Origin of the sequence: Ruania rhizosphaerae (genome assembly GCF_009805705.1) — a bacterium.
GTDB lineage: Bacteria > Actinomycetota > Actinomycetes > Actinomycetales > Beutenbergiaceae > Ruania > Ruania rhizosphaerae.
The window spans coordinates 391,506-415,259 of the sequence record NZ_VSMB01000002.1 but is presented as its reverse complement, the minus strand read 5'-3'; the positions used below and the strand labels follow the sequence as shown (position 1 = coordinate 415,259).

Genomic DNA, 23,754 nt, shown 5'->3' with positions numbered 1-23,754 from the left:
ATGTGCGGCCGCACCGGGGCGGCGGGAAACAGTCATGATAGCGCGTTCGGGCCAGAACGTGCGATTCCGGGCCCGGTGAGTCGCTGCAGGAGCCGTGTGCGAACCGCTTGGGCACTCGGCTCAGTCGATGAGCCGGCACTCCCGCACGATGCCCGTGGTCGCCAGCTCGGTGGTCGCGATCTCCGCGGTCATCCTGGTCGTGTGTTCCGTGCTGGCTGGTACCGGGACCTCGAGGAGTCCGACCTGCCCGAATCCGGTGTGCAGGGCCTCCAGCGTGCACTGGGCCTCGCGGCCGACCGGACGGGAGACGTCGAAGGTCACCCGGACTGTCTCGGCATCGACCACTTCGAAACCGACGTCCTGCGACGTGACAGTCGGTTCGAAGAACTGGACCGACACCATGGTCAACGCGGCCAGGCCCAGGACTGCGCAGATCGAAGCGACCACCCAGGTCCAGCGGCGCCGGCGTGCGGCATCTCCCGGACGCTGCCCGTATCGCTGGGCCATCAGTTCCGCGGTGTCATCCCTGGCAGATCGCTCGCGGTCGTGACCAGGGCGCGCATCGGCCTCGGACCGGGGCGGTGCTGGCGGCACGCGTTCGTCCTTAGACTAGAGGGCATCACGTCTCGCCGTCGCGGCGAGATGTGACCATTGTCCATCATCTCTCCCCCGGAGGATCCAGCTGTGCCTGGCGAGAACTTGCGGCTGATGGCCGTCCACGCTCACCCGGACGACGAGTCGAGCAAGGGCGCCGCCACGATGGCTCGCTACGCCCACGAGGGCGTCGAGGTGCTCGTGGTCACCTGCACCGGCGGCGAGCGGGGAGACATCCTCAACCCCCGCCTGCAGGACGACCCCGAGGTGCAGCGGGACATGACCGGCTACCGGCGCCGGGAGATGGCCGCCGCCGCGCAGGCGCTGGGCGTGCGCCAGCTGTGGCTCGGGTTCGTCGACTCCGGGCTGCCGGAGGGTGACCCGTTGCCCCCGCTCCCGGAGGATGCTTTCGCGCTGGTGCCGGTGGACGAGGCGGCCGAGGCGCTCGTGCGCGTGGTGCGCGAGTTCCGCCCGCACGTGATGACCACGTACAACGAGAACGGCGGCTACCCGCACCCGGACCACATCATGACCCACACGGTGTCGATGGCGGCCTTCGATGCCGCCGCCGACCCGGAGAAGTTCCCGCAGGCGGGTCAGCCGTGGGAGGTCTCCAAGCTGTACTACGACCACGGTTTCTCGCGGGCGAGGATCCACGCAGTGCACGAGGCCATGGTCGAGCAGGGCCTGGAGTCGCCGTTCGCCGAGTGGATGGATCGCTGGGACCGCGACGATCGCGCCGAGAAGGTCACCACCCGGATCCACTGCGCCGACTACTTCGATCATCGTGACCGCGCGCTGCTCGCGCACGCCACCCAGATCGATCCGGACGGGTTCTTCTTCGCCGTTCCTCGTGACCTCGAGCGGCAGGTGTGGCCGATCGAGGAATACGAACTGGTGCACTCGCGGGTGCCGACCTCCACGCCCGAGGACGACCTCTTCGCCGGGTTGCGTCCATGACCGGCGTGCCGCTGGCCGAGGGGGTCGATCCCACCCTGGTGAGTCCCGGCGTCGGTGCCTTCTGGGCGATGCTGGCGCTCGCCGTCGTGATCATCCTGATTGCCCGCTCGTTCACCGTGCACATGCGGCGGATCCAGGCACGTGCCGCCGAGCAGGCCGAAGGCGACCGGCAGGCGGAGGAAACTCCCGGTGAAAGCAAGGAGCCTCCTGACGGCGCCCCCTCCTCACCGGATGAGCCTCCCCGGGAGGGTGGAACCCCATGAGGGTCGCCGTCGTGCAGCTGAGCGCCCAGGACGATCGCGGCCAGAACATCCAGGCGGCGGTCGCCAGGGTGCGGGCCGCTGCAGAGGCCGGGGCACGCCTGGTCGTGCTGCCTGAGTACACCTCCGGATGGGCCTCGCGCCTGAAGGCAGACCTCGCCGAAGCACCTGGGGGAGAGTTCCATGAGGCGATGTCGCAGGTGGCGGCCGAACGGCAGGTGACGGTGATCGTCGGCGCGTTGGAACCTTCGTCGCAGGAGGGGCGGTGCGTGAACGTCGCCCTCGTCTACGGCCCCGACGGCGCAGCATGCGGCCGGTACGAGAAGGTGCACCTGTTCGATGCGTTCGGCGTGAGGGAGTCCGAGGTGCTCGACCCTGGCGCTCCCGGCCAGGCTGTCGTGGTCGAGGTCGATGGCCTGACGGTCGGGATCGCCACCTGCTACGACCTGCGGTTCCCCGAGTCCTTCCGACTGCTCGCCGACGCCGGAGCGCAGGTGCTCGCCGTCGGGGCAGCCTGGGCGGACGGTCCGGGCAAGGCGGACCAGCTGGAGGTGCTGGTGCGTGCCCGTGCGATCGAGAACACGGCCTATGTGCTCCTCGCGAGCCAGGACGGGCGTGGTCGCAGCGGTCACAGCCAGGTGGTGGATCCGGTGGGTCGGCCGATCGCCCGGGCCGGTGACGAGAGCGCGCCCGATGGCGTGATCGTCGCCGATCTCGACCCCGAATTCCTCGCCCGCGTCCGTGACCAGGTGCCGAGTCTCGCGCACCGCAAGTACGCCGTCATCCCTCGCGCGTGAGAGAAGGATGCGGCGGGCGGGCTGTGGTGGGCCCCAGGCAGGGATCCGGACGATAATGATCAGGACGCCTGGGTCGACCTGATCAGCGACGCCGGCTACTTCTTCTTCGACTTCTTCTTGCTGGACTTCTTGGAGTCCTTCTTCGTGGAGTCCTTCGTCGACTTCTTGTTCTTGGAGTCCGTCGCGTCGCTCTTCCCGGACTTCTTGTTGTCCTTGCCGGTGTCCTCCTCGCCGTCAGCGCGGATGGTCTCGGCGAGCAGCTCGCGCTGAGCCGTGATGTCGAAGTCGGCCTCGGGCCAGGTGAGGTCCATGGATTCCAGCGCCTCGAGCAGCAGCTCGGTGACCGCCAGTCGCGCGTACCACTTGCGGTCGGCCGGGACGACGTGCCACGGCGCCTCATCGATGGAGGTGCGGTCGAACATCTCCTGGTACGCGGCCTGGTAGTCGTACCACTTGTCCCGCGTCTGGAGGTCGGCTTCGTTGTACTTCCAGTGCTTGTCCGGCCGGTCGAGCCGCTCCATCAGGCGTTCGCCCTGCTCCTCGTGGGAGACCATGAGCGCCACCTTGATCACGATGGTGTCGGACTCGACGGTCTTGCGGTCGAAGCGCACCAGCTCCTCGTACCGCTTGTCCTGCAGCTCCAGCGACTCGAGCTCCTCCACCTTCACCACGAGTACCTGCTCGTAGTGCGAACGATCGAAGACGCCGATCTGACCCGGGCGGGGCAGGGCGCGGCGAACTCGCCACAGGTGGTGGTGCTTCTTCTCCTCCGCGGTGGGCACACCGAAGGAGGCCAGATCCACGCCCTGTGGGTCGACCATGCCGATCGCGTGTCGGACGATGCCACCCTTGCCGGCGGTGTCCAGTCCCTGCAGTACGAGCAGCACGGAACGAGTGCCGCCGCCTCGTCCCTCGGCGAACAGGCGCTCCTGCAGCTCGGAGAGGCGTTCCCCGCGCTCCGCGAGCGCCTCCTCGGCCGCCTTCTTCCCGTGCTCCCAGCCGGGGGTGCTTCGGCGGTCGAAAGTTCGCAGGTCGAATCCTTCGTCCACGCGGAGTAGGTCACCGACGGGTGCGTCGAAGTCGTGAGCCATGGGCATGGGTCCTCTCGTTCTCGGGAGTCCCACCCTAGCGGCCCGCGGATCTGCGGACAGCGGGTGCCCCACCGGTTGACGCGCCTGACACGGAGGCGTGGAGCCGTGCACCATGATGCGCGGCTTCACGCATCTGTGTCGATGCGGGCAGAAGAGGGGTGGCTCAGAGAGCGAAGACGGCCAGCGCGATGGCCGCCGCGTGGCAGCCGTACCCCACCACCGTGCCGGCGTGGAAGATCTCGTGGAAGCCGAACCATCCCGGGATCGGGTTGGGGCGCTTGAGCCCGTATGCGAGCGCGCCCAGGGTGTAGCCGAGGCCGCCTGCGATCACCAGGCCGGCGATCGCGGGAGTGCCTCCGGTCCAGAACTGCGGCAGGAACCAGATCGCCACCCAGCCCAGTGCGATGTAGACGGGCACGTAGAACCAGCGCGGAGCACTCATCCAGAACACGCGGGCGAGGAGCCCGGCCAGCGCACCGGCCCAGACCACGATCAGCAGGATGCGCGCCGTGGCCTCCGGCAGCAGCAGCGCTGCCAGCGGTGTGTATGTGCCCGCGATCACCAGGAAGATGTTCGAGTGATCCAGGCGTCGCAGGACGGCGTGCACCGCCGGTGACCACGTGCCCCGGTGGTAGATCGCGCTCGTACCGAACAGCACCACCGTGGTCAGAGCGAAGACGGCGGTGGTGAGGGCCGCCGTCGTGGTCTCGGAGCCGATCACCAGGACGAGGCCCACGATGAGGGCGACCGGTGCCATGACCGCGTGGATCCACCCACGCAGGCGAGGTTTGCCGGCCGCGGCCGCCTGGGCAGAGGCCTCGGCCGGAGCCGTGCGGTGAGGTGACATGGGTGCTCCTGGTGTGAGGGGTCGCCTCCGGACCGGATGCGCTTCCTACGCCATCGTAGGTTACGCAAGCGTAGGTACGCGAGCGATCCTGTGAAGGTACGGTGTGGACGCAGGCGTGAGAGTTGGCCGGTGCGGATGGACCCGCCATGCTGTGACGCGAAGGAGGTCACTACACGATGCGTCCACCCGCCTTTCTGTACGGGCTGTACGAGCGCCGGCTCACGCGCACCCTCGACGGCGCCCGGTTGCCGCACCATGTCGGCGTGATGCTCGACGGCAACCGCCGGTGGGCACGCTCGGCCGGACTGGAGCCGGCGCAGGGCCATCAGGCCGGGGCGGACCGGATCGCCGATCTGCTCCGGTGGTGCGAGGACGTCGAGATCCCGGTCGTCACGCTGTGGATGCTCTCCACCAAGAATCTGCTCCGGGACTCTCGTGAGGTCACCGACCTGCTCGAGATCATCGCGAGCACGGTGGCGGGGCTCGCTGCCGCGCGCAGGTGGCGGCTGCAGCTCGTCGGTGAGCTGGATCTGCTGCCCGAGGAGATCGCGCAGCGGTTGCGTGCGGCCGAGTCGCTGACCAGCGACGTGGACGGGCTTCATGTCAATATCGCGGTCGGCTACGGCGGGCGGGACGAGATCGCGGGGGCCGTGCGCTCGTTGATCACCGAGTTGCAGGACTCCGGTCGCGGGCTGGACGACCTGGACGAGGTGATCACCCCGGAGGCCATCGCGGGGCATCTGTACACCAAGGGTCAGCCGGATCCGGACCTGGTGATCCGCACCTCCGGTGAGCAGCGCCTCGGGGGCTTCCTGCTGTGGCAGAGCGAGCAGAGCGAGTTCTACTTCTGCGAGGCGTTCTGGCCGGACTTCCGTCGGGTCGACTTCCTGCGTGCGCTGCGGGCCTATGCCGGCCGGGAGCGGCGGATGGGCCGATGACGCGCCCTCCAGTCTCCGGCGAACGCTGACTTCCTCGGCGTTGCGGCGCCGGACGCCGAACAACTCAGCGTTCGCGGCGGGTGGGGCAGGGCTGCGGGTGGGGCAGTGGGGTGCGTGCGCGGGTGGGTTGAGCAGGGGGATGAGTGCGAGGTAACGGGCACGTGAACTCTTGCCCCGGATGTCCCACCGCGGCGCGCCGATCGACGAAACCGCTCCAGCGCCGTCGTAGGTTGGGGCTACCGGACGACATCCCGGTCGTTCGCCGGAAGGCCAGCCCATGACGCAGACGAGTCCGCAGGTGGAGCCACCGGCGGCCCGCGCTCATGTGGTGCCTCCCGCTCTCACCCCGATCCTGTCCTGGTCGCGTGAGCGGCAGGGCAGGCCCTGCTGGAGGAGCTAGCCGTGAGCCGAGAGTCCCTCACGTTCGACACCCCGGTCCCCGATGTGCCGGAGGGTGGTGAGGGACAGGCCGCACCGTTGCCGGTTGCCGGTCCCTCGCCGGACGGTGAGCGCATCACCTATGTGCTCGATACCTCCGTACTGCTGTCGGATCCGCGGGCGATCTATCGCTTCGCCGAGCACGACGTGGTCCTGCCGATCGTCGTGGTCACCGAACTGGAAGGAAAACGCCACCACCCCGAGCTCGGGTACTTCGCCCGCAGCGCCCTGCGGCATCTCGACGACCTGCGCCAGACCCACGGGTATCTCGACCGGCCCGTCCCGGTCGGGGAGTCCGGCGGGACCATCCGGGTCGAGCTCAACCACTCCGACCCGGAGATCCTCCCGTCCGGCATGCGTCTCGGTGACAACGACACCCGCATCCTCTCCGTCGCGGCGAATCTGCGCGCCGAGGGCGTCTCGGTGGTGGTGGTCTCCAAGGACCTGCCGATGCGGGTCAAGGCCTCTGCCGTCGGGATGCGTGCCGAGGAGTACCGGGCCCAGCTGGCCGTCGACTCCGGGTTCCGCGGGATGGCCGAAGGGTCGCTCTCGGAGGAGGAGATGAACCGCCTCTTCGCTGAGGAGACGCTCGCGGTGGCCGATGTCGTGGCATCGGAGCCGTTGCGTGACCTGCCCTGCCACACCGGGCTGGTGCTGCACTCCCCGCGCGGGTCCGCGCTGGGGCGGATCACCCCCGACAAGCAGATCCGCCTGGTGCGCGGGGATCGCGATGTGTTCGGGATGCACGGCCGCAGTGCCGAGCAACGGATCGCCATCGACCTGCTGCTCGACTCCGATATCGGCATCGTCTCCCTCGGCGGGCGAGCGGGAACGGGGAAGTCCGCGCTCGCCCTCAGTGCCGGGTTGGAGGCGGTGCTGGAGCGCCGTGAGCACCGCAAGGTGATGGTCTTCCGGCCGCTGTATGCGGTGGGCGGGCAGGATCTGGGCTACCTGCCCGGGAACGAGTCCGAGAAGATGAACCCCTGGGCGCAGGCGGTCTTCGACACGCTCGGCGCGGTGGTCTCCTCCGATGTGGTGGATGAGGTGATGGACCGCGGGATGCTCGAGGTGCTGCCGCTGACCCATATCCGCGGGCGCTCGCTGCATGACGCCTTCGTGATCGTGGACGAGGCGCAGTCGCTGGAGCGCAACGTGCTGCTGACCGTGCTCTCCCGGATCGGGCAGAGTTCGCGGGTGGTCCTCACTCACGACGTCGCCCAGCGCGACAACCTGCGCGTGGGGCGCCACGATGGCGTCGCGGCGGTCATCGAATCGCTCAAGGGGCACCCCCTGTTCGCGCACGTCACGCTCACCCGGTCGGAGCGTTCGCCCGTGGCGGCCTTGGTCACCGAGATGCTCGAAGGGGCCTGAGTAGCCCACGACGGCGTCCCTCACCCCGCGTGCGCCGGTCCGCCTCAGCCCATGGTTGGGGCGGGCCGGACTATGCTCCGGTTGGGTGGAAGCTCGTGAAGATTCCGTGATCGTGGTCTCAAACGGCTGAAGATATCTCAGATCCGAGATAATATGGGCGGCATGACGGTGATCGACGAGACCCAGACCTCGCTCACGGAGATCGGCACGCTGATCCGGGGGGCACGACAGAACCGGGGGCTGACTCAGACTCAGCTCGCCGAACGCCTCGGCACCAGCCAGAGTGCCATTGCCCGCATCGAGCAGGGCAGCCAGAACCTGTCGGTCGAGCTGCTCTCGCGCATCAACGCCGCCCTCGACGCTGATCTGTTGTCCATCGGCACCCCGCGTGCCTCTCACTTGCGCGTGACCGGCGGGCAACGGCTCTCGGGGACGATCACGGTGAAGTCCTCCAAGAACGGGGCAGTCGCGCTGCTGTGTGCCTCGCTGCTCAACCGGGGTCGCACCACACTGCGGTCAGTGGCCCGGATCGTCGAGGTTGACCGGATCGTCGACGTGCTGCGCTCGATCGGGGTCCGCGCCACCTGGTCGGCGGACGGCAAGGATCTCGAGATCGTGCCCCCGGCCGAGCTCGACCTCAGCTCGATCGACGCCGACGCGGCCCGTCGTACCCGCAGCATCATCATGTTCCTCGGCCCGCTGCTGGGGAGGGAGCAGTCGTTCGAGCTGCCCTATGCCGGTGGCTGCGACCTCGGCACCCGCACCGTGGAGCCGCACATGATTGCGCTGCGGCCGTTCGGGCTGGACGTGGTGGCCACGGCCGGGAACTACGAGGCCACCGTCAGCAGCATCAGCACCGATCGCGGTGACGGTCCCACTATCATCCTCACCGAACGCGGCGACACTGTCACCGAGAACGCTCTGATGGCCGCGGCCCGCCACCCGGGCGTGACCACGATCCGCAACGCCAGCCCGAACTACATGGTGCAGGATCTGTGCTTCTACCTCGAACTGCTGGGTGTGCGGATCGAGGGCATCGGCACCACGACCCTGCGGGTCCATGGTGTCCGCGATATCGACACCGACGTGGAGTACTCCCCGGGAGAGGACCCGGTGGAGGCGATGAGCCTGCTGACTGCCGGGATCGTGACGGATTCGGAGATCACCGTGGCCCGCGTGCCGATCGAGTTCATGGAGATCGAGCTCGCCACGCTGGCCGAGATGGGTCTGAACTACACGCTCTCGCCGGAGTACGCCGCTGCCAACCGGCGCACCCGGCTGGTCGATGTGACCGTCCATCCCAGCCAGCTGCGAGCCCCGATCGACAAGATCCACCCGATGCCTTTCCCCGGGTTGAACATCGACAACCTGCCGTTCTTCGCGGTCATTGCGGCCACGGCTTCGGGGACCACGCTCATCCACGACTGGGTCTACGACAACCGGGCGATTCACCTGACCGACTTGACCCGTCTCGGCGCGGACGTGCGGTTGCTGGACCCGCACCGGCTGGACGTCACCGGTCCGACCCGCTGGTCCGGGGCCGAGGTGAGCTGCCCGCCTGCGCTCCGCCCCGCCGTCGTGATCCTGCTGGCAATGCTCGCGGCCAAGGGGACCTCGGTGCTGCGCAACGTCGACATCATCGCCCGCGGCTACGAGCAACTGCAGGAGCGGCTGATCGAGCTGGGTGCGCAGATCGAGACGTTCCGCGACTGATGGCCCGCCGCGGGCAGGTGGTTCCTGCCCGTGCGCGGCACACCGACGCATGCTGCACCCACGTGGTGGTGGCGGTGCGCCTCAGATCTCGCCCAGCACCTCGACGACCCGGGCGGTGCCCTCACCGAGCGCGTACTCCATCCCGACGATCGCGCAGCGACCCTCGGCCACCGCATCGGCGAGCGTCGCCGAGTACGAGTGCAGCATCCGTACCGTGGCGCGCACGTGCTCGGACTGCAGGTTCTCCGGGTCGGGAAGCCGGACCGAGCGTGGGTCCTCGGACTGCTCGCGCGATCCGTCCGCGCTGCCGGCGCCGGTGACCAGGCTCGGGATCACCCTGTCCACGACGGCGCGCACGAAGTTGCGGGGCAGGTCCCCGGTCGTGAGGGCTTGGTGGGCGGCGGCGATCGCACCGCAGCTGTCGTGGCCCAGCACGACGACCAGCGGGGTGCCGAGCATCTCGACGCCGTACTCGATCGACCCGATCACGGTGGTGTCGACCACGTGCCCGGCGGTGCGGACCACGAACAGGTCACCCAGGCCGCGGTCGAAGATGATCTCTGCCGACAGGCGTGAGTCCGAACATCCGAACAGGACCGCGAACGGGTGCTGTGAGGAGGAGAGCTCAGTACGTCGCTGAGCGTCCTGACTGGGGTGAGCCATCTCGCCGGCGACGAATCGCTGGTTCCCCTCGGTCAGGGCTGCGAAGGCTTCGGCGGGGGTGGTGGGTCGCTCGCTCACGCGTTCTCCTCACGGGTCAGCTCGGCAGTGGTCGGTGGGTTGGCGCCGGCCCGGGAGACGACGATCGCCGCGATCCGGGCGGCGTGGGTCATGGCCGCACGCAGGGCGTCCTCCTCGATCAGGCGGAGCGCGTCGCGGCGCCTGGCGCCGAGCAGGTTCGCGCTCCAGAGACCGTCCAGCAGACCTGCCATGTAGGAGTCGCCTGCACCGACGGTGTCGACGACCTCGGTGCGCGGGGCCGGGACCTCGACGGATCCTCCGGTGACGGTGACGCCGACCGAGCCGGTCCCACCGCGGGTGAGGACGACGACCGACGGTCCAGCGTGCACCCACCGCTGGATCACCTCGATGTCGCTTTCTCTCGGGTAGAGCCAGGCGACGTCCTCGTCCGAGACCTTGACGACGTCGGCGAGGGAGACGAGATGCTCGATCACCGGCCGTGCCTCGTCGGCGCTGCCCATGATGGTCGGGCGGGCGTTCGGGTCGTAGCTGATCGTGGCGTGCTCACGTGCTGCGGCAGCGATCTCGGCGACGGCCGCTCCTCCGGGTGCGAGAGTCCCGGCGATCGAGCCCGAGTGCAGCACCGCGACAGTGTCATCGAGGGCGACCTCGGGCACGCGCCACGCGAGGTCGAACTCGTAGGTTGCACTGCCGTCCCCGGCCAAGGTGGCCACGGCGGTCGGGGTGCGTTCGGCCCGGTCGGAGCCGGGTACCAGCCGAACCCCGCTCGCGGTGAGGTGAGAACTCACCAACTCGCCGCGAGCGTCCTTGCCCAGCCAGGTCGCGAGCTCGGTGTCGCGTCCCAGCCGTGCCAGTCCGAGGGCCACGTTCGCCGGTGACCCTCCGGGGTGTTCGGTCACCGTTCCATCGGCAGCTCGGACGACGTCCACGAGGGCCTCGCCGATCACCAGGGCGTGCGTCATCTCAGTTCTCCTCGTCCGGGTCGCTCGCCGCGACTGGCTCGTTCGTGACAGCCATCGTGTCTTCGCCCTCGTTCTCGCCGCTGTTCTCGTCGGGGTCGTTGCTCGCCTCGGCGGATGCGCCGCGCGCAGCGTCGATCCGCTCGCGGGCCGCGTCCAGCCAGCTCTGGCAGCGGTCCGCCAGCGCCTCGCCGCGTTCCCACAGGTCGAGCGACTCCTCGAGCGAGGCGGCGCCGCTCTCGAGCTTGTTCACCACCTCGACGAGCTCATCACGGGCCTGCTCGTAGCTGAGGTCACGGACGTCGGTACTGGCGCTCACGCAGGTCATCCAATCACGTCGAGGTCTCGCGGGTGGGTCCGGTTCCACGCACCGACACGGTGAGCTCGCCACCGGCCACCAGGGCACGCAGGTCATCACCGACGCTGACGGTTGCCGGGTCACGTACGACCGACCCGGTGGGGGTGCGGAGCACGGCGTATCCCCGTCGCAGGGTGGCATCGGGGGAGAGGGTGCGCAGCGCCGTCCTGAGAGCGGCCACCTCACCGGCCGCCCGCTCGAGGCGAGAGGTGAAAGCCGCCCGGCCCTGGTCGCGCCACCGGTCCATCTGCTCGGCTCGGCTGTCGGCGAGCACATGCGGCTGGGCAAGGACCGGGCGCGAGCGCAGCGCTGCCAGGCGGTCGGACTCGACCGCGAGCCTGCGATGCAGCGCCGCCCCCATCCGGTGCCGGGCCTGGTCGATGCGACTGAGCTCGGCGGCCATATCGGGCACGATGCGCTTGGCGGCGTCCGTGGGGGTGGAGGCGCGGTAGTCGGCCACCAGGTCCAGCAACGGGCAGTCGGTCTCGTGACCGATAGCCGCTACCAGCGCGGTACGGCATGCAGCCGCTGCGCGGACCATGCTCTCGTTGGAGAACGGCAGCAGATCCTCGACCGACCCACCACCGCGCGCCACGACGATGACATCCACCTCCGGATGAGCGTCGAGCTCGGCGATCGCACGGCTGACCTCGCCGACGCTGCTCGTGCCCTGGACGGCCACCTCGCGCACCTCGAACTGCACCTGCGGCCACCGGGCGGAGGCGTTGACGATGACGTCGTGCTTGGCCTTGGCGTCCCGCCCGCAGATCAACCCGACCCGGGTGGGCAGGAACGGCAGCGCGCGTTTGCGGTCGGCGTCGAACAGACCCTCCGCTGCGAGGATCCGTTTCAGGTGCTCGATCCGGGCGAGCAGCTCGCCGAGGCCGATCGCGCGGATGTCAGTGGCTCGCAGGCTCAACGTCCCGCGTTTGGCCCAGAACGACGGCTTGCCGCGCACCACCACGTGCGCGCCCTCCTCGACGGCGGTGCCGGCACCGGCGAGCAGGCGCTTGAGCATGGTGACGTTCAGGGACATGTCCACATCGGTGTCACGCAGCGTGAGGTAGGCGCTCGCGGACGCATTGTGCGCGTTGACCTGGACCAGCTGACCCTCGACCCAGACGGGGGCCATCTTGTTGACGTAGTCGGCGATCTTCACCGAGAGGAGCCGAACCGGCCACGGGTGCTCGGCCGTGGTGTCCAGCGCCCGGGCGGGCAGATCGGTGGGCGCAGCGCCGGGGGAGACGCCGGACCGTGGCTCGGGCGGTTGCATACCTCTAGCCTGCCGCATCCCGCCGACAATCCCACGCCATCCCGCCCTGCCCTGCACCCGCGACCTGCCCACGCCTGCCCTGCACCTACCCCCGGGACCCACCACCTACCCCAGCACCCACCTGCCTCGCGTCGAATCCCCTTTCCGCCACCGAGCCACCTTCCATCCCTCCGGACGTGGGTTCCCCGGCGGAATGGGGATTCGGTGCGGAGCACGATCACTCGCGATAGGGAGATGCGGCCGCGCAGATCCCCCGAACGGACGATGTGGTCACCCCTCACGCAGTGTCACGGTGGCGCTATGACTGAGCCCGGCCGGATCGCAGATACCGCAGACGCCTCGACCGCACCGAGCACGGGTGCTCTCGTTCGAGGCCCTTCGACCGCAACGGAGCGGGCCCTGGCGCCCGATCTCGCGCGCGGATTCATGCTGTTGTTGATCGCGCTCGCGAACACACCGTGGTATCTGTACGGACAGGCTTCCGGCATGACCTCGGCCCACCCGGTCGACGGTTCAACCCTGGACCGCATCGTCCAGTTCCTGCTGATCACGGCCGTCGACGCCCGCATCTACCCGCTCTTCGCGTTCTTGTTCGGGTACGGGATCGTGCAGCTGTACCGGCGCCAGATCGAAGCCGGTGCAACCGACCAGGCGGTGCGGGCGATCCTCCGGCGGCGGCACTGGTGGATGATCGTCTTCGGCGCGGTCCACGCCGCATTGCTGTGGTTCGGGGACATCGTCGGTGCGTACGGTCTGGTCGGGTTGATCATGGTGGCGATCTTCCTGCGGCGCATGGACCGGACCCTCATCGTGTGGGCGGCCGTGCTCACCGGGATACTGACCGTGATCACTCTGCTGGGACTGGTCTCGCTGCCCTTCATCCCGGCCGACCCAGCGTTCGAGCAGGGCGGCGGCTTCGCCGACCCTGCCGCCCTCAGTGGTGAGGAGGACTACCTCGCCTCCGTCCTCCTGCGGCTGGCGACCTGGCCGCTGATCGCGATCGCTCAGGGCATCATCGGACTCGTCGTCCCGACCATGATCCTGCTGGCGTTCTGGGCTGCACGCCGGCAGATCCTCGAGGATCCGCGGGCCCATGCACGACTGTTGCGCCGCACCGCGGTGATCGGAGTCGCCGTCGGCGTGCTGGGCGGGCTGCCCAACGCACTTACTCATGTGGGTGTGTTCGAGCTCGGCCCGCACCAGTCGTGGATCTTCACCCTGACCCAGTCGGTGACTGGGATATTCGGCGGACTCGGCTACGTCGCCGTCTTCACCCTCCTCGCCGACAGGCTCCAGCGAGCAGGTTCCGCGAGTGTGCCCGTCGTGGCGATCCAGGCCGTGGGGAAGCGATCGCTGTCGAACTACCTGGGCCAATCGGTCATCTTCGCCCCGCTGCTGAGTGCCTGGGGCATCGGACTGGGGGCGGACCTGAACAGCGCCGGGGTCGCTGCGATCGCGGTGGCGGGGTGGGCATTGCTCGCTGCGGTGGCCTACCTCTACGAGCGTCGCGGATGGCGGGGGCCAGCCGAACGGCTGCTGCGCCGCCTCGCCTATCGGTGAGGGACGCCGTCGTGAGCCGGGCGGGTGGCTGATCCCACAGGTCAGCCCCTCCGATGGGCCTCGACCTGGCACGTAGACTGAATCCGTGACGACTTCCACCAAGCGAATCCTGCTCGCTGCACCCCGCGGCTACTGTGCGGGGGTCGATCGGGCTGTCGAAGCCGTCGAGCAGGCCCTGGACCACTACGGTGCGCCGATCTACGTGCGCAAGGAGATCGTCCACAACAAGTACGTGGTGGAGACCCTCTCCAAGCGCGGTGCGATCTTCGTGCATGAGACGGACGAGGTGCCCGAGGGCGCGCGGGTGATCTTCTCCGCCCACGGCGTCTCCCCGGCTGTGCACGCTCAGGCCGCCGAACGCAACCTCGACACGATCGATGCCACGTGCCCGCTGGTGACGAAGGTGCACAAGGAGGCCGTTCGGTTCGCCAAGGACGAGTACGACATCCTGCTCATCGGGCACGACGGCCACGAGGAGGTCGAGGGGACTGCGGGTGAGGCGCCCGAGCACATTCAGCTGGTTGACGGCCCGGCCGCGGTCGACAGCGTGAGCGTGCGCGACCCCGAGAAGGTGGTGTGGCTGTCGCAGACGACGCTCTCGGTGGACGAGACGATGGAGACGGTGCGCCGGCTGCGGGAGAAGTTCCCGCAGTTGCAGGATCCGCCCAGTGACGACATCTGCTACGCCACGCAGAACCGCCAGGTGGCGGTGAAGAAGATCGCTCCGGATGCGGACGTGATGATTGTGGTCGGCTCGGCCAACTCCTCGAATTCGGTGCGATTGGTGGAGGTGGCGCTCGAGGCCGGGGCACGCTCCGCCTACCGGGTCGACACCGCCGATGGGCTCGACCCGGCATGGTTCGAGGGTGCGAGCAGCGTGGGCCTGAGTTCGGGTGCGTCAGTGCCGGAGATCCTCGTGCGCGACGTGATCACCCAGCTCGGCGAGTGGGGATTCGGTGAGATGGAGGAGGTGCGCACCGCCACCGAGGACTTGATGTTCTCCCTCCCGCGGGAGTTGCGCGCCGATCTGAAGAAGGCAGGCCAGCCGGTGGGCCGGCCCGCCCGGGGCGCCCGTCGTTCGCTGGACGTCTCCGCTACCTGACGGCGTCCCTCACGGGGCCCGGCCGAGCCCAGTGAGGCATAGCGTTCCGTCGATCCGCTCCACCGGGCGAGGGCTGTGCGTCAGGCCTTCTTGGTACGGCGTGCCGCCGAACCGTGGCTGACCTTGTCTGCGTCCCGGGTGGCGTCGGCGACGAGGGACTCGATCTCTGGATCCGGTTCCAGCGCGAGACCCTCCAGCGGCAGCGCTGCCGTGTTCTCCCGGATCGGCAGCTGGGCGGGCCCGGCGTCAGTGTGCTGTGCTGTCTCGTAGACGTCGGGCTTCTGAGCGGGGGTGGCGAGCACCTCCAGCGGCGGGTGCGATTCCAGCGCCGGATCCAGGCCCTGGAGGTTGCTGAACCGGCGAGCCTGGGTGATGACGTTGGAGTCCAGGGAACGGTTGAAGGCGTTGAACGCCTCGACCGAGGAGTTGAGCCGCTTGCCGAGCGTGGTGAGGTGCTTGCCCATGGTGCCGAGCCGCTTGTGCAGCTCCCGCCCGACCTGGAAGACCTGCTGCGCCTCGTGTGCGAGAAGTTCCTGGCGCCAGGTGTAGGCGACGGTGCGCAGCAGTGCCACGAGTGTGGCCGGGGTTGCGAGCACGACGTTCTTCTCGAACGCGCGCTCCATGATCGTCGGATCCTGCTCGAGTGCCGCCTGCAGGAACGACTCAGCGGGCAGGAACATCACGACGAACTCCGGAGTGTTCTCCAGGTGCTCCCAATAGGCTTTCGCGCCGAGGGCGTCTACGTGGTCGCGCACATGGCGGGCATGAGCCTGCAGTCGTGACGTACGTACGGAATCCTCCCGAGCCTCCATCGCCTCCAGGTAGCCGTTGAACGCGACCTTGGCGTCCACGACGACGCGCTTCTCGCCAGGAAGGGTGACCACCAGGTCCGGACGCAAGGCCCCGCCGTCGGTGCTGACGGTCTCCTGTTCGACGAAGTCGACGTGCTCGATCATCCCGGCCGCTTCCACCACACGACGCAGCTGCAGCTCGCCCCACCTGCCCCGGACCTGTGGCGCACGCAGGGCCGTCACCAGCTGGTTCGTCTCCTGGCGCAGGTGCTCGGAGTCCGATCGCATCTGCTTGACCTGTTCGGCGAGCGTCGAGTGCGCCTGTAGCCGTGCCTTCTCCGCCTGGTCCATCCCGGACTTCACCTCGGTGAGCGTGCGGCTCAGCGGTTCGACGAGCGACTTGACGGCGTCTTCCCGCTTGGCGAGCTCGGCCTCGGAGAGCTGCTGAGCGCGTGCGAAGCGCTCCTCTGCCTGCTTGAGAAAGGACTCCTGCGTCTGTGAGAGCACCTTCGCTGAGAGCGCCTCGAACTCATCCGACATCCGCTTACTGTCGGCGCGCAGTTCCTCGACGCGCTCCTGCGCCTGCGTGATGCGCTCGGCGGCCCGTGCGCGCTCGGCCTCGACCGTCCGCTCGAAGCCGGCCCGTTCGAGATCGGCCCGCTCGTCGGCGGCACGTTCTGCCGCGTGGAGTGCGCGTTCGTGTGATTCCCGCTCGGCAGCGAGCCGCTCGGTCAGCACCGGGACCTGGGCCGCCTTCTCCTCGGCGGCGTGCAGGCGATCGGTGAGGTCGGCGATCTCGTTCGCTTCCCCTGCCCCGGTGGCAGATGTGCCGCGTGCGGCACGCATGAGCCATGCGCCGGCGAGGCCGCCGAGCACGAGGCCCACGGCCAGTCCGAGTGAGAGCTGTGCGAGATCCATGCCTTCACCGTGCCACGAGGCACCGACATCGTCCCCACGGGCGCGCCGCCGCCGGGGAAACCGTGACGACGGTGCGACCAGAGGAGGAGGACAACGGCCGGTTTCATCCGCTTGATGGATCCGCGCCGCACGGCGTGCGGGCTAGCGTAAACGGGTGATCTCGAGATGGGGGCGCTGGCGTGCGGCGCGCAAAGTGCGGGAAGGGGACGGGCGGCCCCTGGGACGGTATCGCTGGTGGCAGCCGCTGTCGCGCTCGCTGCTGCACCTGGCCCTGCGGGAGGAGGACGGCGAGGTCCGCCGGTGGTCGGTCGACGTGCGCCTGTGGGGCGACTCCGACGGCGAGGTCCGGGCTCACCTGTTCAGAGACGGCCGTCATCACGCCAGTTCCAAGCTTCCTGCCGTACTCCCGGTGCCGGGTGGATCGATCGAAGTGGTCGCGAGTGGCTACGGCCTCCGGCGCTGCCATTTCGTCTCCGACGACGGGGCCCAGCAACAGCTCGTCCCCGACCCTGCCTCTGCCGAAGGGCGCCGAGCGCGACTGGAACGTGAGCGCCCTGGTGTCAGCCGCGCGATCGGCGCCGTTTCCGTGGCGATCCTGCTGGTCGCCCTTGTCCTCGGGGTGCCGCAGATCGTCGAGCAGATCTCGCACATTCCGCCCGTGGCCGAGCATGTGGGTACGTTCACATCACCGCTGACGCTTCCCGCCTGGAGCAACATCGCACTTACGGTGGCCGCGCTTGTCGCGAGCACGGAGCGAGCACTGCGGCTGCGCTATCACTGGCTCCTCGACGGCGGGCTCTTCGAGGGCGAGGCCTGACCGGTCGATCTCCCCCTTGCGGTGGATCACGATGTCCGTGCTGGCCCTTAGGTTGGATGGCATGTCCGAGCCTCACCTCTCACGCCCGGCCGACGCGGCACCGGCTGATCCCACACCCGGCGCAGTCGAGCGTCCCGACGTCCGCTCGCCGTCCGCGCCGCCCGACCCCGCTGCAGCCCTGTCGATCCGCGGTCTGTGGAAGCGATTCGGCCAGAAGACAGCCGTGGCCGGCATCGACCTGGACGTCCCCCGTGGCTCGTTCTACGGTTTCGTCGGCCCCAACGGTGCAGGTAAGACCACCACGCTGTCGATGGCGACCGGTCTGTTGCGACCCGATGCGGGGACCGTGATGGTCAACGGCACCGACTTCTGGAGCGCTCCTGACTCCGGGAAGGCGCAGATGGGCGTGCTCCCGGACGGGGTGCGCCTCTTCGACCGGCTCACCGGCGCCCAGCTGCTCACCTACTCAGGGCTGCTGCGGGGGATGGATCGTGACGTCGTCGCCGAGCGTGCCGACGATCTGCTGCGAGCGATGGATCTCACCGAGGACAAGGACACCTTCGTGGTGGACTACTCGGCCGGGATGACGAAGAAGATCGCCTTGGGCTGCGCGCTCATCCACGCTCCGCGTGTGCTGGTGCTGGACGAGCCGTTCGAGGCGGTCGACCCGGTCTCGGCGGCGAACATCCGGGACATGCTCGCCGACTATGTGCGCTCGGGGGCCACCGTGATCGTCTCCTCGCATGTGATGGACCTGGTGCAGCGGATGTGCAGCCATGTGGCGGTGATCGCCGACGGGCAGATCCGCGCCGCCGGGACCGTGGACGACGTCCGCGCTGGTGGCTCGTTGGAGGACAGGTTCGTCGAGCTCGTCGGCGGTCGGCACCAGACGGAGGGACTGGCGTGGTTGCGCACTTCGTCCGACTCCGACTGACGATCCTGGCCAACACGTTCCGGCGGAGCGTGTGGCAGATGATCGGCTATCTGTTCGCCATGCTCTACGCATTGTTCGTCATCGGCATGGCTGTGGTGGGGGCGGTTGCCGGTGGTGGTGTCGACCCGCAGCTGACCGGGCAGATCATCCTGCTGGCAGGCGCGCTGGCGATGGTGGCCTGGTGGGTTGTGCCGATCTTCGCCTTCGGCACCGATGCCACACTCGATCCGCAACGCTTCGTCTCCTTCGGCATCCCCCGGCGCCAGCTGCTGACCGGCCTGACGGCCGCGGGGTTCACGTCCATTCCTGCAGCCGCCACAGTGCTGGTCTCGGTGGGGATCGCCTTCGCCTGGTGGCGCACACCGGCACTGATCCCCCTCGCCCTGGTGGGCGGTCTGCTCGCCGTCGCGCTGTGTGTGGTGGGGTCCAGGGCCCTGACGACGGTGCTGGCCCCGCTGCTGGATTCTCGCCGGTCCCGTGAGGTACTGGCGGTTGCGGCGCTCGTGCCGATCGTGATGATCGGACCGGTGATCAGCTGGTCCACCACGCGGCTGGCGGACGGTGCCACGAGCGGGGATCAGGTCCGGTCATTGGTGACAGACATCGCCACCGTGGTGGGGTGGACGCCGTTCGGTGCGCCCTGGGGGATCGCACCGGCCGTCGACGCCGGTGACTGGGGGCTGGCGGGCGCCCGGTTGATGATCTGCCTCATCAGCCTGGTGTTGGTCGTGTTCGCCTGGGATCGTGGCCTCGCCCGGGCGTTGGTGACGCCGCCGACAGCCGGCGCCGGGGGACGTGGCAAGGGGCTGGGGTGGTTCGACCACTTTCCCTCGACACCTACGGGGGCCGTGGCTGCTCGCGCGCTGACGTATTGGATCCGTGACCCGAGGTACTCGGCGTCTCTGGCGGTGGTGCCGCTGCTCCCGGTGATTCTGGCGGTGGCGGGTGGTAGCGGGGGACTCAACGAGATCATCTTGATCCTCGCGCCCCTGACCGCCTGGATCCTGGGCTTCGCCATCTCGGCCGATATCGCCTATGACAGCAGCGCCTTTGCGCTGCACGTGGCCACCGGCGTCTCCGGACGCGCCGACCGCGCCGGGCGAGCGCTGGCGATCGGTGCACCTGGTGCGCTAGTGGTGAGCGTCTTCGCGGTCGCGACCTGCGCCGTCACCGATCGCTGGGATCTGGCGCCGATGGTGCTCGGTGTCAGCTATGGGGCGCTGGGCGTGACGCTGGGTGTGTCCAGCGTGACCTCCGCCAGGCTGATCTACCCCGTACCCAAGCCCGGTGATAGCCCGCTCAAGCAGCCCCAGGGTGCGGCCATGGCGACTCTCGTGGCGCAGATGGCCGGCATGCTCGCCTCGTTCGCGATCTCCCTGCCCGTCCTGGTGCTGGCGGTGCTGACACTGGTGATCGGGCCCGTGTTCGGGTGGATCGCGCTTGTGGTCGGCAGTGCGGGTGGCGTCGCGGTGTGCGTGCTCGGGGTGCGATTCGGCGGTCGCTGGTTCGACCGCCGCACGCCCGAGATCATGCAGCAGGTGATGGCACAAGCCTGACTGGCCAGAAGGTCCCGCGCCCGCGCCACTCGTGCCCGCGCGCAGGTGTCGATGAACGTCCGGGTCGCTGCACGTCGTAGCGGCCCGGAGGTTCTTGACGTGTGTGCTGGGTCACTCTACTGTGATCCTCGTTGAGCAATGTTGCTTGGAATGAGGATGAAATGATCATGAAGAGTCATTTGACGGTCCGGTTCGCGGCCCCGATGGCTGCTGCAGCCCTCGTCGCCGCCGCTCTGGTACCCGTGGCAGCAGACCCGGCGCGCGCCGCAACGAGCCAGCTGGGAGCCGTCGACGATGTGGTCGTCGACGGTGACGTCTACACCTTCACCTCCGGCGAGGCGGTGCTGCAGATCGAGGTCCCCGACGAGGACCTGCTGCGGGTGCGTCTGGCCCCCGACGGTGAGCTGACCGACCCGGCCAACGATCCACCCGACGATCCGGAGGCACCGTCTGCGCCGATCATCGTCAAGGACGACTATGCCGGCGGCGGCTCGGAACTGACCGAGACCGACGAGGCGTACCTCATCAGCACCGACTCCTCGGTGCTGACGGTCACGAAGGACCCGATCACGCTCGCCATGTCCGATGCCAGTGGCACCGTGCTCTGGCGTGAAAGCGAGCCGCTGCGCTGGGACTCCGATGGCACCACGCAGACCCTGGAACAAGGCGCCCAGGAGCAGTTCTTCGGCGGCGGGATGCAGAACGGCCGCTTCAGCCACCGCGACTCCGAGATCACCATCTCCCGCGACTTCAACTGGAACGACGGCGGAAACCCGAACGCCGCACCCTTCTACCTCTCCAGCAACGGCTACGGCGTCTTCCGTAACACGTTCGCACCCGGCAGCTACGACTTCCATGCGCCGGTGCAGACCACCCACTCCGAGGAGCGCTTCGACGCCTGGTACTTCGTCGGTGACACCCGGGAGGTGGTCGACGGCTACACCGAGCTCACCGGCCGGCCGCTGATGGTGCCGATGTACGCGCTCGAAGTCGGCGACGCCGACTGCTACCTCCACAACGCCAACCGTGGCGAGCGCGAGACGCTGCGGGATTCCCGCGCCGTCGCCGACGGCTACATCGAGAACGACATGCCACTGGGGTGGATGCTCGTCAACGACGGGTACGGCTGCGGCTACGAAGACCTGCCCGAGACCGCCGAGATGCTCCAGGACCGTGGCGCCGAGCTGGGCCTGTGGACCGAGGCGGACCTCACCGATCAGGAGTACGAGGTCAGCAACGGGGTCCGGGTGCGCAAGACGGATGTTGCATGGGTCGGCCCCGGCTACCGGTTCGCGCTGAGCGCATGCGAGGACTCACGCGCTGGTATCGAGGACAACAGCGACGACCGGGCCTTCGTGCTGACGGTCGAAGGCTGGGCCGGAACCCAGCGCTGCGGCGCCACCTGGAGCGGTGACCAGGCCGGGTCGTGGGAGTACATCCGCTGGCAGATTCCGACCTATGCCGGCGCCACCCTCTCCGGTCAGCACCTGGCCACCGGGGACATCGACGGCATCTTCGGTGGCTCGGCCGACACCTACACCCGGGATCTGCAGTGGAAGATGCTGCTGCCCAACACCTACTCGATGAGCGGCTGGGCCGCCGACGACAAGCAGCCCTACCGGTACGGCCCGCGCCACACCGAGATCAACGCCGACTACCTGCAGCTGCACGAACGGCTGCTGCCCTACCTCTACACCCACACGGCTCAGGCCAGCATGACCGGTCTTGGCGCCACCCGTCCGCTCTACGTCAACTACCCGGACGACCCCACCACCTGGGGTGAGGCCGTGCAGTACGAGTTCCTCTCCGGCGACGACCTGCTGGTCGCACCCGTCTACGAGGACTCCACCGTCCGGGACGGGATCTATCTGCCCGAGGGCACCTGGGTGGACTACTGGACCGGCCGCATCTACGAGGGGCCGCAGACCATCGACGGCTATCCGGCCCCGCTGGAGCGCCTGCCCATGTTCGTCCGCGCCGGAGCGATCATCCCGATGTTCGCCGACGGGACGCTGGACTGGGCCGAAGGACTCGCTTCCGGGCAGCTGGACCTGGACATCTACCCACAGGGGCAGTCCGCCTTCACCCGCTATGAGGACGACGGGCGGACGCAGGCATGGCGCGACGGCGAGTCCGCGACGCAGGAGTTCACCGTGGACGCGCCGGAGCAGGGTGCCGGACCCGTCACCGTGACCCTCGGCGCGCTGGACGGCTCCTACGACGGCATGCCGGACGAGCGCACCTACCAGCTCACGGTCCACACCGACCGCGAGCCCGGATCGGTCCGGCTCGGGAACCAGCGGCTGTCCGAGACCGATGGGCCTGAGAACCTCACCGAACCGGGGTGGACCTATGACGACGCACGCGGCGTGGTTCTCATCCGCACGCCTGCCTTGAGCACCTCCGATCAGGTGAGCATCCGGATCAACGGAGCGGGCGCCGTCGGTGGGACGCATCCGCAGGAGCGCAATGTGGACGTCAGCTTGACAGTCCCGACGATCTCCAGCCCGGAGACGACGGACGTCGCGCAGGTGAGCATCACCAATCAGAGTGGTGCCGACCTTCGGCTGGACGAGGTGAGTCTTGACCTTCCCGAGGGTTGGCAGGCGCACGTCGAGGATGTGTCGGCGATCGAGCTGGCTGACGGCGAGAGTGCGGTGGTCGAGGCAGGTCTTACTCCCGACGGCGCAGCTGAGCCTGGCAGCTACGAGCTCACTGCCGCAGTGGCCTACCAGGTGCGCAGCAACTCCTACCGCCTCGAGGCGAAGGCGAGTACGACGCTCGCCTTTGCCGACCTGGCCGGGGCGTTCAACAACGTCGGAGTGACGGCCGAGGCGGATCCGGCACCGGGCGATATCGACGGCGGTGGGTCCAGCTTTCTGGCCGAACGGCTGGCCGATCAGGGCGTAGAGCCGGGCGCGGAACTGACCTACGGCGACTTCACCTTCGCCTGGCCGGGCTCCGAACCAGGAACCGCGGACAACGTGGCCGCGCAGCAGCAGACGATCCGGCTCTCCGGGCAGGGCAACGCCCTGGCACTCCTGGGAACGGGAACGAGCGGGAGCGCCGGTGGGGCCGCCGTCGTGCACTACGCCGACGGCGGGAGCGAAGAGGTCGAGGTCGGGTTCCCGAACTGGTGCTGCCTCGACGTGGACTCCTACGGTGCGCAGATCGCGGTGTCCACCCTCGGCAAGAACACCCCGACTGGGCCTGCCTACCCGACCACGGAGTATCGCTTGTACACGGTGGCCGCACCGATCGATCCCGACCGGGAGGTCGCCGCGGTGACGTTGCCGGGCAACAGCACCGTGCACGTGTTCGCGATGGCGGTGGGCACCACCGAGTTTGCGCAGGCGCCGATCGAGGATGGGCAGTACACGCTGACCGACGCCGGAACCGGGCTGAACCTGCAGGCGCCGGGTACGGACTCTTCGCAGCTGCTGACCGCCGATCCGTCGGCGGCCGCATCGCAGAAGTGGATCCTCACCCGCAGTCCGGGCGACGGGAGCTATGAGGTACGCAATGCCGGCAGCGGCCAGTGCATGGATGTCTTCTACTCCTCGGGCGATGTGGGTGCGCTCGTGGGGCAGTACACCTGCACGGGGACCTCGAACCAGCGCTTCGATGTGGAGGTCACCGATGACGGCATTGCGTTGTCCGCCCGTCACAGTGGCTTGAGTATCGGTGTGGACGATGCCGGTGCCGTGGTGCAGGTGAGCCAGACGCACAGCTGGCAGGCCAGCGTCGCCTGAGCGAGGTGAGCGTAGGGGCCGGT

At 68.7% G+C, this 23,754-nt stretch carries 20 protein-coding genes; 12 read left to right on the top strand and 8 right to left on the bottom strand.

Annotated elements, in window-relative coordinates:
- Positions 1 to 120: 120 nt before the first annotated feature.
- Complete coding sequence (locus FV560_RS05195; protein WP_159620083.1) at positions 121 to 594, bottom strand: DUF4307 domain-containing protein; 474 nt, start codon at positions 592 to 594, stop codon at positions 121 to 123.
- A 114-nt stretch (positions 595 to 708) separates the two neighbouring features.
- Between FV560_RS05195 and mca the strand changes: the two genes are divergently transcribed.
- From mca to FV560_RS05180, 3 genes are read left to right on the top strand one after another with little or no spacing between them, the layout of a single operon-like run.
- Positions 709 to 1,554: a mycothiol conjugate amidase Mca gene (mca, locus tag FV560_RS05190; RefSeq protein ID WP_159620282.1), complete on the top strand. Its 846-nt coding sequence runs from the start codon at positions 709 to 711 to the stop codon at positions 1,552 to 1,554.
- Positions 1,551 to 1,817 (top strand): hypothetical protein, encoded by a 267-nt coding sequence (locus tag FV560_RS05185; protein ID WP_159620081.1) that lies wholly within the window; start codon positions 1,551 to 1,553, stop codon positions 1,815 to 1,817. The genes mca and FV560_RS05185 overlap by 4 nt, the downstream gene beginning before the upstream one ends.
- Complete coding sequence (locus FV560_RS05180) at positions 1,814 to 2,611, top strand: nitrilase-related carbon-nitrogen hydrolase (protein ID WP_159620079.1); 798 nt, start codon at positions 1,814 to 1,816, stop codon at positions 2,609 to 2,611. Before FV560_RS05185 ends, FV560_RS05180 begins: the two co-directional genes overlap by 4 nt.
- Positions 2,612 to 2,706: 95 nt before the next feature.
- Here the strand turns inward: FV560_RS05180 and FV560_RS05175 are convergent, their stop codons facing one another.
- Positions 2,707 to 3,708, bottom strand: a complete 1,002-nt coding sequence (locus FV560_RS05175; protein WP_200837536.1) for a PPK2 family polyphosphate kinase — start codon at positions 3,706 to 3,708, stop codon at positions 2,707 to 2,709.
- 157 nt (positions 3,709 to 3,865) lie between these two features.
- On the bottom strand, positions 3,866 to 4,549 hold the full coding sequence (gene trhA, locus FV560_RS05170) for a PAQR family membrane homeostasis protein TrhA (protein ID WP_159620077.1): 684 nt from the start codon (positions 4,547 to 4,549) through the stop codon (positions 3,866 to 3,868).
- 176 nt (positions 4,550 to 4,725) lie between these two features.
- Here trhA and FV560_RS05165 point away from each other — a divergent pair, with 176 nt between their 5' ends.
- The 3 genes from FV560_RS05165 (at position 4,726) to FV560_RS05155 (ending at position 9,009) form a co-directional block, all read left to right on the top strand.
- Entirely contained in the window at positions 4,726 to 5,487 is a 762-nt protein-coding gene (locus tag FV560_RS05165; RefSeq protein WP_159620075.1) for an isoprenyl transferase, read from the top strand.
- A 477-nt stretch (positions 5,488 to 5,964) separates the two neighbouring features.
- Positions 5,965 to 7,296, top strand: coding sequence for a PhoH family protein (locus FV560_RS05160; RefSeq protein WP_235019948.1), 1,332 nt, complete (start codon positions 5,965 to 5,967; stop codon positions 7,294 to 7,296).
- Between the two features lie 162 nt (positions 7,297 to 7,458).
- Entirely contained in the window at positions 7,459 to 9,009 is a 1,551-nt protein-coding gene (locus FV560_RS05155; RefSeq protein WP_159620073.1) for a UDP-N-acetylglucosamine 1-carboxyvinyltransferase, read from the top strand.
- An 81-nt stretch (positions 9,010 to 9,090) separates the two neighbouring features.
- Here FV560_RS05155 and FV560_RS05150 read toward each other — a convergent pair whose 3' ends face one another.
- Genes FV560_RS05150 through xseA form a run of 4 tightly spaced genes read right to left on the bottom strand, consistent with a single transcriptional unit; the run spans position 9,091 to position 12,301 of the window.
- The gene (locus FV560_RS05150) at positions 9,091 to 9,750 is read right to left on the bottom strand and encodes a carbonic anhydrase (protein ID WP_235019936.1); all 660 of its coding nucleotides are present in this window, start codon (positions 9,748 to 9,750) and stop codon (positions 9,091 to 9,093) included.
- Complete coding sequence (locus FV560_RS05145) at positions 9,747 to 10,673, bottom strand: carbohydrate kinase family protein (RefSeq protein ID WP_159620071.1); 927 nt, start codon at positions 10,671 to 10,673, stop codon at positions 9,747 to 9,749. Before FV560_RS05145 ends, FV560_RS05150 begins: the two co-directional genes overlap by 4 nt.
- Before the next feature lies 1 nt (position 10,674).
- On the bottom strand, positions 10,675 to 10,998 hold the full coding sequence (locus tag FV560_RS05140) for an exodeoxyribonuclease VII small subunit (RefSeq protein ID WP_159620069.1): 324 nt from the start codon (positions 10,996 to 10,998) through the stop codon (positions 10,675 to 10,677).
- Between the two features lie 4 nt (positions 10,999 to 11,002).
- Positions 11,003 to 12,301: an exodeoxyribonuclease VII large subunit gene (gene xseA / locus FV560_RS05135; protein ID WP_200837535.1), complete on the bottom strand. Its 1,299-nt coding sequence runs from the start codon at positions 12,299 to 12,301 to the stop codon at positions 11,003 to 11,005.
- A 300-nt stretch (positions 12,302 to 12,601) separates the two neighbouring features.
- Between xseA and FV560_RS05130 the strand changes: the two genes are divergently transcribed.
- Both FV560_RS05130 and FV560_RS05125 read left to right on the top strand, forming a co-directional pair.
- Entirely contained in the window at positions 12,602 to 13,861 is a 1,260-nt protein-coding gene (locus FV560_RS05130) for a DUF418 domain-containing protein (RefSeq protein WP_159620065.1), read from the top strand.
- 85 nt (positions 13,862 to 13,946) lie between these two features.
- Complete coding sequence (locus tag FV560_RS05125) at positions 13,947 to 14,963, top strand: 4-hydroxy-3-methylbut-2-enyl diphosphate reductase (protein ID WP_159620063.1); 1,017 nt, start codon at positions 13,947 to 13,949, stop codon at positions 14,961 to 14,963.
- A gap of 80 nt (positions 14,964 to 15,043) precedes the next feature.
- Here FV560_RS05125 and FV560_RS05120 read toward each other — a convergent pair whose 3' ends face one another.
- Positions 15,044 to 16,672, bottom strand: coding sequence for a DNA recombination protein RmuC (locus FV560_RS05120; protein WP_159620061.1), 1,629 nt, complete (start codon positions 16,670 to 16,672; stop codon positions 15,044 to 15,046).
- A gap of 154 nt (positions 16,673 to 16,826) precedes the next feature.
- On the opposite strand from FV560_RS05120, the gene FV560_RS05115 reads away from it, so the two are divergent.
- From FV560_RS05115 to FV560_RS05100, 4 genes are all read left to right on the top strand, one after another.
- Positions 16,827 to 17,489 carry a hypothetical protein gene (locus tag FV560_RS05115; protein ID WP_159620059.1) on the top strand — a complete coding sequence of 221 codons (663 nt, stop codon included), beginning with the start codon at positions 16,827 to 16,829 and terminating at the stop codon, positions 17,487 to 17,489.
- Between the two features lie 61 nt (positions 17,490 to 17,550).
- Complete coding sequence (locus tag FV560_RS05110; protein WP_200837534.1) at positions 17,551 to 18,423, top strand: ABC transporter ATP-binding protein; 873 nt, start codon at positions 17,551 to 17,553, stop codon at positions 18,421 to 18,423.
- The gene (locus FV560_RS05105; protein ID WP_159620055.1) at positions 18,393 to 19,979 is read left to right on the top strand and encodes a hypothetical protein; all 1,587 of its coding nucleotides are present in this window, start codon (positions 18,393 to 18,395) and stop codon (positions 19,977 to 19,979) included. Before FV560_RS05110 ends, FV560_RS05105 begins: the two co-directional genes overlap by 31 nt.
- Positions 19,980 to 20,146: 167 nt before the next feature.
- Entirely contained in the window at positions 20,147 to 23,731 is a 3,585-nt protein-coding gene (locus FV560_RS05100) for a TIM-barrel domain-containing protein (protein WP_235019935.1), read from the top strand.
- Positions 23,732 to 23,754: the final 23 nt, after the last annotated feature.